This is a genomic window from Streptomyces sp. NPDC087270, assembly GCF_044744625.1.
Classification (GTDB): domain Bacteria; phylum Actinomycetota; class Actinomycetes; order Streptomycetales; family Streptomycetaceae; genus Actinacidiphila.
In genome coordinates, this window is the sequence record NZ_JBIUYR010000004.1 from 211,499 (window position 1) to 225,348 (window position 13,850).

General features: G+C 72.6%; 17 protein-coding genes and 1 tRNA gene. 6 read left to right on the plus strand and 12 right to left on the minus strand.

Translation table 11 applies throughout. The annotated features are described in order from the left end of the window. Positions 1-5 precede the first annotated feature (5 nt). The 8 genes from ACIPAE_RS09980 to ACIPAE_RS10015 form a co-directional block, all read right to left on the minus strand. Positions 6-866 (minus strand): RNA polymerase sigma factor SigF, encoded by an 861-nt coding sequence (locus ACIPAE_RS09980; RefSeq protein ID WP_328466385.1) that lies wholly within the window; start codon positions 864-866, stop codon positions 6-8. A 167-nt stretch (positions 867-1,033) separates the two neighbouring features. Next, on the minus strand, positions 1,034-1,870 hold the full coding sequence (locus tag ACIPAE_RS09985) for an RNA polymerase sigma factor SigF (protein ID WP_366413045.1): 837 nt from the start codon (positions 1,868-1,870) through the stop codon (positions 1,034-1,036). A 216-nt stretch (positions 1,871-2,086) separates the two neighbouring features. Then, a complete protein-coding gene (locus ACIPAE_RS09990) occupies positions 2,087-2,380 on the minus strand; it encodes a Dabb family protein (RefSeq protein WP_329367225.1) in 294 nt (97 codons plus the stop codon). 28 nt (positions 2,381-2,408) lie between these two features. Beyond that, positions 2,409-2,573 carry a hypothetical protein gene (locus ACIPAE_RS09995; RefSeq protein ID WP_329367226.1) on the minus strand — a complete coding sequence of 55 codons (165 nt, stop codon included), beginning with the start codon at positions 2,571-2,573 and terminating at the stop codon, positions 2,409-2,411. A gap of 448 nt (positions 2,574-3,021) precedes the next feature. Further along, positions 3,022-3,111 (minus strand) — tRNA-Ser (locus ACIPAE_RS10000). Positions 3,112-3,142: 31 nt separating this feature from the next. After that, on the minus strand, positions 3,143-3,577 hold the full coding sequence (locus ACIPAE_RS10005) for a nucleoside deaminase (protein ID WP_329367227.1): 435 nt from the start codon (positions 3,575-3,577) through the stop codon (positions 3,143-3,145). A 50-nt stretch (positions 3,578-3,627) separates the two neighbouring features. Next, positions 3,628-4,179, minus strand: a complete 552-nt coding sequence (locus ACIPAE_RS10010) for a hypothetical protein (protein WP_402444151.1) — start codon at positions 4,177-4,179, stop codon at positions 3,628-3,630. Between the two features lie 300 nt (positions 4,180-4,479). Then, complete coding sequence (locus ACIPAE_RS10015; RefSeq protein WP_328466375.1) at positions 4,480-4,695, minus strand: hypothetical protein; 216 nt, start codon at positions 4,693-4,695, stop codon at positions 4,480-4,482. Positions 4,696-4,834: 139 nt separating this feature from the next. Here ACIPAE_RS10015 and upp point away from each other — a divergent pair, with 139 nt between their 5' ends. Next, positions 4,835-5,470 carry a uracil phosphoribosyltransferase gene (gene upp, locus ACIPAE_RS10020; protein WP_366413042.1) on the plus strand — a complete coding sequence of 212 codons (636 nt, stop codon included), beginning with the start codon at positions 4,835-4,837 and terminating at the stop codon, positions 5,468-5,470. Positions 5,471-5,794: 324 nt separating this feature from the next. On the opposite strand, the gene ACIPAE_RS10025 is transcribed toward upp, so the two are convergent. Together ACIPAE_RS10025 and ACIPAE_RS10030 are read right to left on the minus strand one after the other, a co-directional pair. After that, complete coding sequence (locus tag ACIPAE_RS10025; RefSeq protein ID WP_329367234.1) at positions 5,795-6,442, minus strand: LytR C-terminal domain-containing protein; 648 nt, start codon at positions 6,440-6,442, stop codon at positions 5,795-5,797. A 21-nt stretch (positions 6,443-6,463) separates the two neighbouring features. After that, a complete protein-coding gene (locus tag ACIPAE_RS10030; protein WP_328466369.1) occupies positions 6,464-6,760 on the minus strand; it encodes a type II toxin-antitoxin system VapB family antitoxin in 297 nt (98 codons plus the stop codon). Positions 6,761-6,944: 184 nt separating this feature from the next. Here ACIPAE_RS10030 and ACIPAE_RS10035 point away from each other — a divergent pair, with 184 nt between their 5' ends. Together ACIPAE_RS10035 and ACIPAE_RS10040 are read left to right on the plus strand one after the other, a co-directional pair. Next, complete coding sequence (locus ACIPAE_RS10035) at positions 6,945-8,636, plus strand: FUSC family protein (protein ID WP_402444153.1); 1,692 nt, start codon at positions 6,945-6,947, stop codon at positions 8,634-8,636. Further along, positions 8,633-9,163, plus strand: coding sequence for a MarR family transcriptional regulator (locus tag ACIPAE_RS10040; RefSeq protein WP_329367239.1), 531 nt, complete (start codon positions 8,633-8,635; stop codon positions 9,161-9,163). The genes ACIPAE_RS10035 and ACIPAE_RS10040 overlap by 4 nt, the downstream gene beginning before the upstream one ends. Positions 9,164-9,271: 108 nt before the next feature. On the opposite strand, the gene ACIPAE_RS10045 is transcribed toward ACIPAE_RS10040, so the two are convergent. Then, positions 9,272-9,664 (minus strand): VOC family protein, encoded by a 393-nt coding sequence (locus tag ACIPAE_RS10045; protein ID WP_328466366.1) that lies wholly within the window; start codon positions 9,662-9,664, stop codon positions 9,272-9,274. Between the two features lie 173 nt (positions 9,665-9,837). On the opposite strand from ACIPAE_RS10045, the gene ACIPAE_RS10050 reads away from it, so the two are divergent. From ACIPAE_RS10050 to ACIPAE_RS10060, 3 genes are all read left to right on the plus strand, one after another. Beyond that, positions 9,838-11,571: a SpoIIE family protein phosphatase gene (locus ACIPAE_RS10050; protein WP_402444156.1), complete on the plus strand. Its 1,734-nt coding sequence runs from the start codon at positions 9,838-9,840 to the stop codon at positions 11,569-11,571. 117 nt (positions 11,572-11,688) lie between these two features. Next, positions 11,689-12,156: a DUF1992 domain-containing protein gene (locus ACIPAE_RS10055; RefSeq protein ID WP_366413462.1), complete on the plus strand. Its 468-nt coding sequence runs from the start codon at positions 11,689-11,691 to the stop codon at positions 12,154-12,156. A 53-nt stretch (positions 12,157-12,209) separates the two neighbouring features. Further along, positions 12,210-12,791: a hypothetical protein gene (locus ACIPAE_RS10060; protein ID WP_402444158.1), complete on the plus strand. Its 582-nt coding sequence runs from the start codon at positions 12,210-12,212 to the stop codon at positions 12,789-12,791. Here ACIPAE_RS10060 and ACIPAE_RS10065 read toward each other — a convergent pair. Then, positions 12,788-13,834, minus strand: coding sequence for a hypothetical protein (locus ACIPAE_RS10065; RefSeq protein WP_402444160.1), 1,047 nt, complete (start codon positions 13,832-13,834; stop codon positions 12,788-12,790). The genes ACIPAE_RS10060 and ACIPAE_RS10065 overlap by 4 nt on opposite strands. Positions 13,835-13,850: the final 16 nt, after the last annotated feature.

The window sequence follows — 13,850 nt, forward strand, 5'->3', positions numbered from 1 at the left end:
GCTCGTCACGCCTCAGCGGTCAGTCCCACCCGCAGCTGAGCCAAAGTCCGGGTCAGCAGCCGGGAGACGTGCATCTGGGAGATCCCGACCTCCTCGCCGATCTGCGACTGCGTCATGTTCGCGAAGAACCGCAGCATGATGATCTGGCGTTCGCGCGGCGGCAGTTGGGCCAGCAGCGGCTTCAGCGACTCGCGGTACTCGACGCCTTCGAGGGCGCTGTCCTCGTATCCCAGCCGGTCGGCCAGGGTGCCCTCGCCGCCGTCGTCCTCGGGCGGCGGGGAGTCCAGCGAGCTGGCGGTGTAGGCGTTGCCGACCGCGAGCCCGTCGACCACGTCCTCCTCGGAGACGCCGAGGCAGCCGGCCAGTTCGGCGACGGTCGGCGAGCGGTCCAGCTTCTGGGACAGCTCGTCGCTCGCCTTGGTCAGCGCCAGCCGCAGCTCCTGCAACCGGCGCGGGACCCGCACCGACCAGGACGTGTCGCGGAAGAACCGCTTCACCTCGCCGACGATGGTGGGCATCGCGAAGGTCGGGAACTCCACCCCGCGCTCGCAGTCGAACCGGTCGATCGCCTTGATCAGGCCGATCGTGCCGACCTGGACGATGTCCTCCATCGGTTCGTTGCGGCTGCGGAACCGGGCGGCGGCGTACCGCACCAACGGGAGGTTCAGCTCGATGAGCGTGTCACGGACGTAGGTGCGGTCCGGACTGTCGACCGGTAGCTCCGCCAGCCGCAGGAAGAGCGAACGGGACAGCGTGCGGGTGTCGATGGCATCGCTGCGCACCGTGTCGTGCACAGCGTCATGCGGTACGTCAGCGTCGGTTGCGTCGGTACGAAGCACCTTGGGACTGCCCAACTGTACGGACATGCCACCCCCTTGAGGTCGCGGACGGGCGTCGCGAGCGACGGTTGTTCCTCCACTGGAATACCGGAGGTCCGGCCGTCACAAACGCGCTATCCGCAGAATGTCACATGTCGGCAACACGCTGTAGCGTCATGTCGACTTATCTGTGCAGGTGGCTTAATCCCGTTGGGTTACGCTTCGAGCTGGTTTGCGGACCGCAGTCGGGCGAAGCTGCGGGAGAGCAGACGGGACACGTGCATCTGCGAAACCCCCAGCTCCGCACTGATCTGCGACTGCGTCAGGTTGCCGAAGTAGCGCAGCAGCAGGATGCGCCGTTCGCGTTCGGGGAGTTGCACCAGCAGATGCCGGACCAGGTCGCGGTGCTCGACGCCGTTGAGCGCCGGGTCCTCGTAGCCGAGCCGGTCCAGCAGCCCGGGGGCGCCGTCGCCCTCCTGGGCGGCCTCCAGCGAGGTGGCGTGATAGGCGCGGCCCGCCTCCAGGCAGGCCAGCACCTCCTCCTCGGACAGCCGAAGCCGCTCGGCGATCTCCGCGGTGGTCGGGGAGCGGCCGTGCAGCACCGTCAGGTCCTCGATGGCGCCGCTGACCTGCACCCACAGCTCGTGCAGCCGGCGCGGGACATGCACGGTGCGCACGTTGTCGCGGAAGTAGCGCTTGATCTCGCCGACCACGGTGGGCATCGCGAAGGTCGGGAACTGCACCCCGCGCTCCGGGTCGAACCGGTCGATCGCGTTGATCAGGCCGATCGTGCCGACCTGGACCACGTCCTCCATGGGCTCGTTACGGCTGCGGAAGCGGGCGGCGGCGTACCGCACCAGCGGCAGGTTCACCTCGATCAGCGCGGCCCGCACCCTGCTGTGCTCGGGCGTGCCCGGCTCCAGGTCGACGATCTGCTCGAAGAGCACCTGGGTCAGCGCCCGCGCGTCGGCCGCGTTGCTGTTCGGCGTCCGCGTCCTGGCACGCGGATACGTCGTCGCTGACGTTGACGCCGTTCGGGCCGACACCGGCACACCACACCCCTTATCGGTCCACTCCAGCCTGCTGCGACTGCAGCATCCGGCGAACATCCGTCAAAACGTCGGGCAAAGCGGTCATAGCATCACAATTCATGTGTGCTTTGTGCAAGCACCGCATATTGCCGTGTTGTACGAACGGGCCGCGCGTGGACCGGCACGGCGAAGCCCCCCACCGTGGACGGCGAGGGGCTGCTGCGAATGGGTGTGCGATCAGATCTCGTAGTCGGCGACGACCCAGGTGGCGAAGCTCGACCATGGCGCGACCGCCGCCTTGTGCGCGGGGTGTTCGAGATAGCGCACCAGCGCGTCGGGGTCCGGGACGGAGGAGTTGATCGCGAAGTCGTAGGCGATCGGCCGGTCCGACACGTTCCAGCCGCACTCCCAGGAGGCCACCTCGGGTATCCGGTCGCCGAGTTCGGCGAACCCGCGAGCGCCCGCGGCCACCCTCTCCTCGTCCCGGCTGACGCCCTCGTTCAGCTTGAACAGCACCAGATGACGGATCATCGCCACTCCTCGCCTTGCCCCACGGCCGTCAGTTGGCCAGGTCGTGCATGAACTGCCCGATGCTCTTGGCAGCGTTCGAAATCCCGACGAACCCTACCTGCACGAGGTCGGCCGCCCGAGCCGGCTGGTCGATGATCGTATAGAGCACGAAGATCACCAGCACGATGGTGGCGATCTTCCTCGCCTGCGCCATGCTCCTTGGCCTCCCCAGCAGCGACTCGGCACCAGCGGTCACACGTGTGCAATCGCCGAATTCTATCCGCCGTACGGAGTAACCAGACGAGCGGACAGCATCATCATCCGCAAAAACGATGATGATTGCGAGGCTTTGACGGCCGAGCGGACGGGAGGGCCCGCGATGGCCGGACCCGCGGGAGCGGGGACCGGGGGAGAACGCGCGGGGCGGGGGCGTGGCGCTCACCAGGGCCGCGCGGCGCGGCGCGGTGACCGGGCCGGGGCTTTTGCCGGAAGGCCGTCAGGTCGGCATGCGAGCCGCGGCGTTGGGCCTGCTGGGCCCCGGCCCCGACGTGGACGACGTGGTGCAGGGCGCGGCTGGGGCGGAGCGGCCACTTCGGGCACCTGGGGGAACACGGCGAACGGGACCGCCTCCACAGGGGAGGCGGTCCCGTTCGTCCAGCTCATGGCGGTAGCGGTGGGATTTGAACCCACGGAGGAGTTGCCCCCTCACACGCTTTCGAGGCGTGCTCCTTAGGCCGCTCGGACACGCTACCGAGAGAGAGCTTAGCCCACGGGGAGCCGTGGTCAGAAATCGTTTGGGCGGAAGAAGCGGGTGAGGAGGTTCGCGCTCGGGGTGGGCAGCACCTCGGCGATCACCTCGGGGCGGTGGTTGAGGCGGCGGTCGCGGACCAGGTCCCACAGGGAACCGGCCGCGCCCGCCTTCGGATCGGGGGCGCCGTAGACCACCCGCTCCAGCCGGGCCAGCACGATGGCGCCCGCGCACATGGTGCACGGCTCCAAGGTCACCACCAGGGTGCAGTCGGTCAGCCGCCACCGGCCCAGCGCGGCCGCCGCGCGGCGGACGGCGAGCACCTCGGCGTGGGCGGTCGGATCGCCGGTCGCCTCGCGCTCGTTGTGCGCACGGGACAGCACCGAGCCGTCGGGGGCCAGCACGACCGCGCCCACCGGTACGTCACCGGTGAGCGGGGCGTGCTCGGCCTCCGCCAGGGCGATCCGCATGGCGGGCGCCCAGGGGTCGCGCAGGACGTCGGGTTCGGCGCCGGTGTCGGTCAGCGGACGGCCTCCAGCACGTCGGCCGCCCCCAGCGCGTCGGCGATCTCGCCCAGGGCCTCGCCGGTCAGGGCGCCGTCCCCGCTCAACGCGAGCAGTTCGGTGGCGCTCATGCCCAGGTCGGCCAGCAGGTCGGTCTCGCCGAGCGGGCCGGTCGGCACATGGTCCTCGGAGGAGCCGACCACGGCGTCCTCGTCGGTGTCGTCGGTGTCGCCGGCCTCGGTGCCGTCGAGGTCGACAAGGTCGTCGAGGTCGTCCGCGTTCTCCGGGTCGCGGCCCAGCACCTCGTCGGTGAGCAGGATCTCTCCGTACGAGCTGCGGGCAGCGGCCGCCGCGTCTGACACATAGATTCTGGGGTCCTCTTCACCGTCGACGCGGATGACGCCGAACCAGGCGTCCTCCTGCTCGATGAAGACCAGAACCGTTTCCTCCTCGTCGCCGGCCGTGCGAGCCAGGTCGCTCAGGTCGGCGAGGGTTTCCACATCGTCGAGATCGGGTTCGCTCGCTTGCCAACCGTCCTCGGTGCGCGCGAGCAGTGCGGCGAAGTACACCGTGACTCTCCCACAGGTCTCAGGCCGTCCGGACCGGGTGGGCCCACTTGCGGTTCATGAGGGTTCATGACGGTCCCACCCACTCGGCATCGTGGCAGAAACAAGGGCGTCGCGAAGGGTCTTCGACACCGCGACGTGCCAGGACTTGGTCACTTCTCGGGAAAAACGCGATCTTGGCGGACCCCCGACCGGCCGCAGCGGTCACCCGACCGCTCCACATGGTGACGTTGAGCACATCGAGCCGGCGGGCGCGGGGCGCCTCGGCGGTCGCCCGCGGACCACCCTCGGGCCACGCGCGGATCACCAGCGGAAGGTGCGCATCCGCATCTGCTGGCGCATCCGCGCCGCCCGGGCCCGCCGGGGCTGGACCCGGTCGCGCAGCTCCTTCGCCTCGTCCAGCTCGCGCAGGAACGCGGCCCGCTTGTGGCGCCGTTCCCGCTCCCGTTCGTGCTGGGCCTGCGGAACGGTCCGCTCACCGCGTGCGCCGCCGCTGCCGCGGCCCGTCGTGTCCGGCATGGGTGCCACCGTCCCCGCGTCTGTGTCGCGATTCCTCGGGAACCTTCCCCCGAAGGTGCGGTTTACCCGTGCCCGCGCACAGAGGGCGAGGGTGAGGAAGGCGGGGCGCCGGGCGGAGGGCGCCGGATACAGTCCTCCCATGCGTCTCCATGTTGTCGACCATCCGCTGGTCGCGCACAAGCTCACCGCGCTGCGCGACGAGCGCACCGACTCGCCCACCTTCCGCCGGCTCGCCGACGAACTCGTCACCCTGCTCGCTTACGAGGCGACCCGTGACGTGCGCACCGAACAGGTCGACATCGTCACTCCGGTCGCGCCCACCACCGGGGTGCGGCTGTCCCACCCCCGGCCCCTGGTGGTGCCGATCCTGCGCGCGGGGCTCGGCATGCTCGACGGCATGGTCCGGCTGCTGCCCACCGCGGAGGTCGGCTTCCTCGGCATGGTCCGCGATGAGGACACCCTCCAGGCCCAGACGTACGCCACCCGCCTGCCCGAGGACCTGTCCGGCCGTCAGGCGTACGTGGTCGACCCGATGCTGGCCACCGGCGGCACCCTGGTCGCCGCGATACGGCTGCTGATCGAGCGCGGGGCCGACGACGTCACCGCCCTCTGCCTGCTCGCCGCCCCCGAGGGCGTCGAACTGATGGAGCGTGAACTCGCGGGCAAGCCCGTCACCGTGGTCACCGCCGCGGTCGACGAGCGGCTCAACGACCAAGGGTTCATCGTCCCCGGCCTCGGCGACGCGGGCGACCGCCTCTACGGCACGATCGGTTAGCCGCCGCGGCCGAGCGGACCCTCCCGGGTGCCCCTGTCCTGCCGGTTCAGGGACCACCTGCCGGTTCAGGGATCACCTGCCGGTTCAGGGACCACCTGCCGGTAAGGGGCTGGTCGCGCCGTGCCGTCGTGGTGCCGATCTGCTCCCGGCCGCAGGCCGGTGGCGCGCCCCTGGATCTTGCCCGGGTGCTCCCGGGGCAGGCCCGGGTGGAAGCAGCACATACTCAGGGGCGCGGGGAACTCCCCCAGAGGGCATGCCTCCAGCGACCAGCCCCGGACCGCGAGGTCCCGCGAACGGCAGGACGGGGCAGCCGGGTGGATCTGCTCAGTTCTTGGGGCTGCACGTCGGCTTGGGCGCCGGCGGATTCGCCGCGACAACCCGCGCCTCCGCCGCCTGCGTGGGCGTCGCCAGCTTCGCGAAGGCGTTGCCGATGAGCACGTCGACCGTCGCCCCCTTCCGCTTGGGGTCGATCTTCACGGCGGAGCCGACCATCTGTGTACCCGCCTCGCGGGCGGCGGCCTCCCCGGCCGGCCCGGAGATGATCAGCGCGGACTGCGTGATCTTCGCGTTGTACTCGTCGGGCGCGTTGCCGAACTTCGCCACCTTGAAGCCGCGGCCGGCGAGCTGGTCCGCGGTGGACTTCGCGAGCCCGCCGCGCGTGGTCGCGTTGAGGACGTTCATCGTCACCTGCGTCGGCTTCGGCAGGGCGATCGGCTTGCCGGTGGCCACCGGAGCGGGTGCGGGCGAGCAGGACGGATGGCTGGGCGCGGCGTTCGCCTTGGCGTCCTTGCTGTCGCCGCTGAAGACATGGAAGAGCTGCAGGGCCCCCCAGCTGAAGAGGCCGAGTACGACAACCGCGGCGATCAGGGCGGCCACGAATCGGCCGCGCCGCCTGGGCGGACGCATACGCGGATACGAGTTACCCGTTACCCGGTACTTCCCGCCCATCCCGGAGGGGGTCAGCATGCTCATGAGCGCAGCGTAAGCGGATTGTCAGTCCATCTCCAGGACCCGGGCGTGCAGCACTTGCCGCTGCTGGAGCGCCGCGCGCACGGCGCGGTGCAGCCCGTCCTCCAGATAGAGGTCGCCCTGCCACTTCACGACGTGTGCGAACAGGTCCCCGTAGAAGGTGGAGTCCTCCGCCAGGAGTGTCTCCAGGTCGAGCTGTCCCTTGGTGGTCACCAACTGGTCCAGTCGCACGGGACGCGGGGCGACGTCCGCCCACTCGCGCGTGCTGACCCGGCCGTGGTCCGGGTACGGCTTCCCGTTTCCGATGCGCTTGAAGATCACACGGAAAGCCTACCGGCCCGGCTTGTCCGGGCGCAGCCACGCCGCAGGGATGGCACGGGACCGAAAGGCCCATAGCCGTACGAAAGGTCGCCGGACCTGGTTCCGCCGACCGGGTGAGGGCTGCCGCGCCCGCGGGCGCGGCAGCCATTTATTTTTCGAGTAAAACACTTGGTAAGCTTGTTGGATGAACGGCGCTACCCCCACCCCCCGCTCGCACCGGCCGCGCAGGCTCCCCACCGCCGGTGTACTGCGCCTGGGCAGGACGTCGGACATCTGGTTCAAGCCCGCCACCAGCGCGGTGATCGCCTCGGCGATCCCCAACATCATCCTGCTCTGCCTGGGCCGGCTGGATCTGGCGATGTACACCATGGCCGGCTCGCTCTGCGCCACCTACGCGCACAACCGGCCGTATGCCGGCCGCGCCAGGACGCTGATCGGCGTCGTCCTCGGCATGGTCGGCGGCCTCGCGGTCGCCCTCGTCGTCGCCTCGCTCACCGGCAGCGTCATGGTGCTGATCACCGTCGGCGCGCTGCTCGCCGCGCTGCAGAAGCTGCTCTGCGATGCCACCAGGATCGGGCCGCCCGCCCATGTGATCTTCGCGTTCATCAGTTCGGCGGCCCTGTTCGCGCCCCAGACCCTCGGCCAGGTCCCCGGCCACATCGCCCTCGCGCTGGCATCGGCGGCCCTCGCCTACCTGGTGAGCATGGCCCCCGGGCTGGTCCGGCCGCAGGGCCCCGAGCGCCGCGCGGTACGCGGCGCGCTCCGGGCGGCGGCACGGTACGCGGGACTCCCGGCCGGCGACCCGCAGGCGGGGCCGGCCCGCGCGAACGCGGCCGCCGCCATCCAGACCGGCTGGCAGAACCTGATGATCAGCGGTCGGCGCACCGAGGACCGGCGGGCCCTGGAACGCCTGCTGATCCGCGCCGAGGTCGCGCTTTCCGCTCCCACCCCCGACGACCCCGCCCTCCTCAGCGGCTGGGCCGCGCGGCTGCGCGGCACCGGCCCCGTCCCGCGCCCGGCCGGTCCGGTCGACGACACCGAACTCCTCGGCATCGAGACCGAGCTCGCCGCCGCCGCGCCCTCCCTCTGGCAGCGGCTGCGGCCGGGCGGTGTGCTCTTCCCGGTCGCCGTCCGCACCTTCCTCGGCTGCGCGCTGGCCGGCTACGTCTCCTTCGGCCTCGGCGTCGGACGCCCCTACTGGGCCATCGTCACCGCCGCCGCCGTCTCCCAGGCGAACGTCACCCAGTCCTGGCGCCGCAGCATCCAGCGGGTCGTCGGCAACCTGATCGGGGTCCTGGTCTTCGCCGCCGTGGTCCCGCTCACCCACACCGGCGCGACCGCCCTGGTGCTGGTCGCCCTGGCGTTCAACTTCGGCGCCGAGGCCCTCATGCCCCGCAACTACTGGCTGGGCAGCATCTGCGTGACGCCGATGGCGCTGCTGGTCGTCGAGTTCGCCGGGCGCCGGCCGGTCGGTGAGCTCCTCACCGACCGGGTCCTCGACACCCTGGTCGGCGCCGTCGTCGGGGTGCTGGTCAGCATGGCGGTGGTCACCCGCCGCCCCGGCCACCAGCTGCGGACGGCGCTGGCCGGCGCCCGTACCGCGCAGCGGCAGGCACGGTCCGCACTCGCCGCCCCGGCGCGAGGGACCCTGGAGGCCGATGGACGGCGGCTGGCCTTCGCCCTGATCGAGCTGCGCCAGGCCAGGGACATCGCGGCCGGCGAGTGGTGGCAGTCCCCGCTGCCCGAGCAGGAGGTGCTGGACGTGGAGCGGGACGGACACCGTACGCTCGCCGAGACGGTACGCGCGCAGGGGCTGGTGCAGGGGCTGGAGGCCGGCGGCACCGCGACCGGTACCGGAGGGAGTGCGGCGGCATGACGGCAGCGAGCGAGGGTGGGCCGGCCGACGACACCGTGGCCGTGGTGGTCCGCCAGTGGCAGACCGTCCGCCCCGACCTGGACACCGCCCCGATGGAGGTCATCGGCCGGATCAACCGCTGCGCCGCGCTCCTCCAGCAGGCCGAGGACGCCCCGCTGCGCCGGGTCGGCCTGACCCGGGCCGAGTTCGACCTGCTCAGCACCCTGCGGCGGACCGGGCGCGAACTGACCCCCGGCGAGCTGGCCCGGGAGACCTTCTCCTCGGGCGCGGCCGTGACCAAGCGGCTGAAGCTGCTCGGCGAGCGCGGCTGGGTGGAGCGCCGCAGCGACACCAGGGACCGCAGGGTCGCGCGGGTACGGCTCACCCGCAGCGGCGGCGAGCTGATCGACTCGGTCGTGCCCGACCAGCTGCGCTACGAGCGGGTCGCGCTCTCCGGCCTCCCGGACGGCGACCAGCGGCAGGTCGCCGCGCTCCTCGCCGAACTGCTGGTCCAGCTGGAGGGACGGCTCGGGGTGCCCCCGGGCTGACCCGGGCGGCTCCGGGCCCGATGACGACTCCGGCTCAGGCCCCGGTCGTCAGAGTCCCGGCCGTCAGAGTCCGGGCCGTCAGGGTCCGGGCCGTCAGAGTCCCGGTCGTCAGAGTCCGGGCCGGTACCGCAGCGGATGGTCGGCCGGGACCTCCACCAGGACGATGCGATGGCCGTCGGGGTCGGTGATCCACATCTCGATCAGCCCCCAGGGCTCCTGGCGCGGCTCCCGCACGATCTCGGCGCCCCGGGCCCGCAGCTCCCGGTGGGCGGCCTCGACGTCGGGAACCTGGAGCCAGAGGCGCAGGGTGTCGGCGGGAGCGGCGTCGCAGCGCCCGGACACCTCCAGGAAGCCGCCGCCGAGGAAGTAGACCGTGCCCCGCTCAGGGCCCTCGCCGAACTCCCGGTACACCTCCAGGCCCAGGACGTCGCCGTAGAAGCGGCGGGAGCGGTCCGGGTCGGCGGGCCGCAGAAGGGTCCGGCTGCTGAGTACATGCACCATGCCGCCACCCTAGAGACCGGTACGCCGGAGAGCCGTACGCCGCGGGCGTCCGCGCGGACCCGTGTGCCGAGGGCACCGCGCCGGGCCCCGCTCCGTACGCACCCCCTTGAATCGCCGATCCGGCGACCTGCGGGCAGGGTGGAGCTACGACCCGACCCGGAGGAGGGACGCCGATGCAGCCCGACGTTCCGGGGCCCGGCAGCGCGGTGTGGCAGATGCTGCTGGACGGCACGCAGGCGGGTGTGGCGCTGCTCGACCCCGATCTGCGGTACCTGTACGTGAACCCGGCGCTGGCGCGGATGAACGGGGTGGAGGTCGACGCGCACGTCGGGCGGCGGATCGTCGAGGTGGTGCCCGGGGTCGATGTCGACGAGGCGATGATGCGCGCGGTGCTGGCGGACGGCCGGCCGCGCGAGCTGGACTCCAGCGGCCAGACCAGGGCGGGCTCCGCGCACGCCCGGCGGCACTGGCGCGGCAGTTGCCACCGGGTCCTGGACGGCGGGCGGGTGCTGGGCCTGGGCCTGGTGCTGATGGAGGTGAGCGCGGACCGGGAGACACGGCGGGAGCTGGAACGGGCCAGGGAGCGGCTGCTCGTGCTGGACGCGGCGGCGATGCGGATCGGCTCCACGCTGGAGATGGAGCAGACCTGCGAGGAACTGGCGGACCTGCTGGTCGAGGTGCTCGCGGACATGGCGACGGTGGAGGTGCTGTCCAGCGGGACCCGGGACGGCCGCCGGCCGCCGCCGGACGGCACGGTACGGCTGCGCCGGTCCGCGATGAGCGCCCGCCCCGCACTGCGCGAGGTGGCGCCGAGCTTCGGCGCGCCCGGCACGTACGTCGACTACCAGCCCGGCTCGGCGATCCCGCGCTGCCTGGAGACGGGCCGCCCGATCGTGATGAACCTGCTGCCCGACGAGGAGCTGAGCAGGTCCGCGCCGAACGCCGAGCGGGCCGCGGCCTACCGGGCGGCGGGCATCCACTCCGGGCTGATCGTGCCGCTGGCCGCGCGCGGCCGGCAGATCGGCACGGTGACGATGATCAGGGCCGGGTCGTCGCCCGGTTTCGACGACGAGGACGTGGCCGTCGCCCGCGCGCTCGCCGAGCGGGCCGCGATCAGCCTGGACAACGCCCGCCGCTACACCCGGGAGCACGGCATCGCGGTGGAGCTGCAGCGCGCGCTGCTGGCCGCGCCGAGCACGCCCAACCCTCGGGTCGACGTCGCCACCCGTTACCTTCCGGCGGGCGCCAACGACCTCGTCGGCGGCGACTGGTTCGACACCCTGGCGCTGCCCGGCGGGCTGACGCTGCTGGCGATGGGCGACGTGATGGGCCACGGGGTCGGCGCGGCGGTCGAGATGAGCCACTACCGGTCCATGCTGCGGGTCGGCGCCGGCGAGGGGGACGCGCCGGACCGGGTGCTGAGCCGGATCGACCGGCTGCTGGCGGCCGGGGGCGCGGAGCGGCCCGCGACCTGCCTGCTGGGGATCGCCGATCCGCTGCGCGGCGCCGCGTGGTTCGCGAGCGCCGGCCACCTGCCGCCCGCGGTGATCGCCCCCGACGGCAGCGTGACGCTGCTGGACGTGCCGCCCGGCCCGCCGCTGGGCGCGGACCTCGGCGGGGAGTACGACACGGTGTACGCGCCCTGGCCGCCCGGGCACACGCTGCTGCTGTACACCGACGGGCTGGTGGAGCGGCGCGGCGAGGACATCGACGTGTCGCTGGGCCGGCTGGCGGGATTGCGGCTGCCGCACGCGGGGGACTCCCCGCCGCAGCCAGGGGGAGGGTCGTTGGACGCGCTGCTGGCGCGGGTGGTGCACCGGCTCGCGCCGGCCGTGGCCGAGGACGACGTGGCGCTGCTGGCCGCGCGGGCGGTGCCGGGACACGGGCCGAGGACGGAGAGGTCGTAAGGCCCGTACCCCTGGAGGCCACCCCTTACCGCGCGGCCGGGTGGGCTTGTTAGCCTCGAAGGTGCACACCGTTGGTGCCCGGCGACCCCGAGTCGAGGCGTATCGAGGAGTGGACGCATGACCGAACGCAAGCCGCCAGGAGTCTCCTTCGAGACCTGGGCCGACCGGCAGATCCGCGAGGCGGAGGAGCGCGGCGACTTCGCGAACCTGCCCGGCCGCGGGAAGCCGCTCGCCTCGCTGAACACCCCCTACGACGAACTGTGGTGGGTCAAGGGCAAGATGCAGCGCGAGGGACTGTCCTTCCTGCCGCCGTCGCTGGTGCTGCGCAAGGAGGCCGAGGACGCGGTCGCCGCCGTCGCCGAGGCGCGCTCCGAGCGGCGGGTGCGGCAGATCATCGCGGCCGTCAACGAGAAGATCGAGGCCGCGATCCGCCGCCCGCCGCAGGGACCGCCGCTGAACCTGCGCCCGTTCGACATCGAGCAGGTCGTGGCCGAGTGGCGCGAGCGCCGCGCGGGCGACGGGGGCACCGGCGACGGCGGCGCGGGCGACAGGGGTACGGGCGACGGGCGGGGGCCCGCGGACTGAGCCCGGCGGACGGGGTGTTCCGGCTGCCCGTACCGCCCTGATAGGCATGGCCCGTGCGATTCGACGCGGTACCCAAACCGCCGCCCGTCGAGGCCAGACCGCGGGACGAGCGCGGCTATCCCGTGCCCGCGATCACCCCGTGGCAGGACGAGCGGCCGCAGTTCGCGCTCACCGACCACGAGCGCAGCGCCGACTGCGCCCGGCAGCGGCTGTGTTCGGTGTGCGGCACCCGCATGCCGCGCGGCACCGTGTGGCGAGTGGTGGGCGCCGCCGAGGCCGAGGCGATCGCCGACGCGCGCGCGGCCGGCCGCCCGTACCGCAACCTCGCGCCGACCACCGAGGGACCCGGGCACCGGGCGTGCATGCTCTACGCCTCGATGGTCTGCCCCTACCTGGCCCGCCCCAACGCCCGGCGCGGCACGGACGCCGAGCGCCCCGACGACATGACCGCGCATGTCGTACGGGGCGCGGTGCGCGGGGTGCTGGGCGCGGTGGTCGGCTTCGCGGAGTACGAGTTCGCGGTCACCGGGGCCCGGACCCTCTTCCGCTTCCTGGACGTGGTGGAGTTCCTGCCGCACGAGACGGCCGACACCCACCTGGCCGCGCTGCGGGCCGAACTGGGCTCGCCGGCCTAGGAGTTCCGGAAGGCCGGCAGTCCCCGGTAGCCGGAGATCCGCTGCGGGGTGCCGGAGCCGTCGGTGCGGACCTCGACGATGCCGTCCGGGGTGCGGGCGGCGATCAGGTCGCCGGTGGGCGCGAACGCCGGCTCGGTGTAGTCCGTGGTGGCGTGCGGGGTGAGGTCCTTGTACGCCGGACCGCTGTCCGTGGACTCCTCCAGGAACAGGTGGTCGTGGCCGTCCACGGAGCGGACGAAGGCGATGGCCTCGTCGTCGGCCTGCGACATCGCCGGTTCTGAGCCGTCGGTGAGCGCCGAGCCCTGCTGCCGGAGGTTGTCGTCGCGGATGTAGACCTTGCCGCTGTCGGCGTTGGCGTAGGTCGCGGCGCCGGCCGTGCCCGCGTTCGGCCAGACGTTGCCGGTGGTCGGCAGCGGGTCGGGGTGCTCGCCGGCCATCTGGTTGAGGCTGATCGGCCGCGGGGTGCCGCCGGTGGCGGGGACGCTCTCCAGCTTCGTGGTGGAGCCCGACCGCACGGCGAACATCAGGTTGTCCAGCGCGGGCATGCCGTCGGCGGGGTCCGCCTTGCGGGTCTGCCAGGTCGGGTGCGACCAGGTCTGCCCGCCGGGGTTCTTCGCCGCGATCACCCGGCCGGTGCCGTCGGGGTTGCTCACCGCGAGGTCGCCGTCGCCGTCCACGAACGCGGCCCGGCGGCCGTCCGGGGACCAGGCGAGATCGCGCACCAGGGTGCCGAAGTCGACGCGGGTGCCGTTCATGACGACGTAGCGGCTGCCGTCGCTGATGGTCAGGCCGTTGTGCGCGGTGCCGTTGAGCGGCGAGTCGGAGGTGACCGGCTTCGCGGTGACGGTCGGGTTCCCGGTTCCGCCGCTTCCGCCGGTTCCGCTGCCGGTGGTCGCGGGCGGGGTGGTGCCGTCCGCGGTGGGGTCGTCGGGGCCGCATCCCGTCAGCAGCAGGGCGGCGCCCGCGGTGAGGCCCGCGGTCAGGGCGACGGCGGTGGCGGTACGGCGGCTACGGCCGCGGCTGCGGCGAGTGGACGCGGGCATCTCGGTTCCCCCATGA

Bases quoted from the DNA above. Each gene is read 5' to 3' on its own strand.
- ACIPAE_RS09990 (WP_329367225.1), bottom strand. From the start codon at position 2,380: ATGATCCGTCATCTGGTGCTGTTCAAGCTGAACGAGGGCGTCAGCCGG.
- ACIPAE_RS10065 (WP_402444160.1), bottom strand. From the start codon at position 13,834: ATGCCCGCGTCCACTCGCCGCAGCCGCGGCCGTAGCCGCCGTACCGCC.
- ACIPAE_RS09980 (WP_328466385.1), bottom strand. From the start codon at position 866: ATGTCCGTACAGTTGGGCAGTCCCAAGGTGCTTCGTACCGACGCAACC.
- ACIPAE_RS10025 (WP_329367234.1), bottom strand. From the start codon at position 6,442: ATGAGCATGCTGACCCCCTCCGGGATGGGCGGGAAGTACCGGGTAACG.
- ACIPAE_RS10035 (WP_402444153.1), top strand. From the start codon at position 6,945: ATGAACGGCGCTACCCCCACCCCCCGCTCGCACCGGCCGCGCAGGCTC.
- ACIPAE_RS10015 (WP_328466375.1), bottom strand. From the start codon at position 4,695: ATGCCGGACACGACGGGCCGCGGCAGCGGCGGCGCACGCGGTGAGCGG.
- ACIPAE_RS10040 (WP_329367239.1), top strand. From the start codon at position 8,633: ATGACGGCAGCGAGCGAGGGTGGGCCGGCCGACGACACCGTGGCCGTG.
- ACIPAE_RS09995 (WP_329367226.1), bottom strand. From the start codon at position 2,573: ATGGCGCAGGCGAGGAAGATCGCCACCATCGTGCTGGTGATCTTCGTG.
- ACIPAE_RS10005 (WP_329367227.1), bottom strand. From the start codon at position 3,577: ATGCGGATCGCCCTGGCGGAGGCCGAGCACGCCCCGCTCACCGGTGAC.
- ACIPAE_RS10055 (WP_366413462.1), top strand. From the start codon at position 11,689: ATGACCGAACGCAAGCCGCCAGGAGTCTCCTTCGAGACCTGGGCCGAC.
- ACIPAE_RS10045 (WP_328466366.1), bottom strand. From the start codon at position 9,664: ATGGTGCATGTACTCAGCAGCCGGACCCTTCTGCGGCCCGCCGACCCG.
- upp (WP_366413042.1), top strand. From the start codon at position 4,835: ATGCGTCTCCATGTTGTCGACCATCCGCTGGTCGCGCACAAGCTCACC.
- ACIPAE_RS10050 (WP_402444156.1), top strand. From the start codon at position 9,838: ATGCAGCCCGACGTTCCGGGGCCCGGCAGCGCGGTGTGGCAGATGCTG.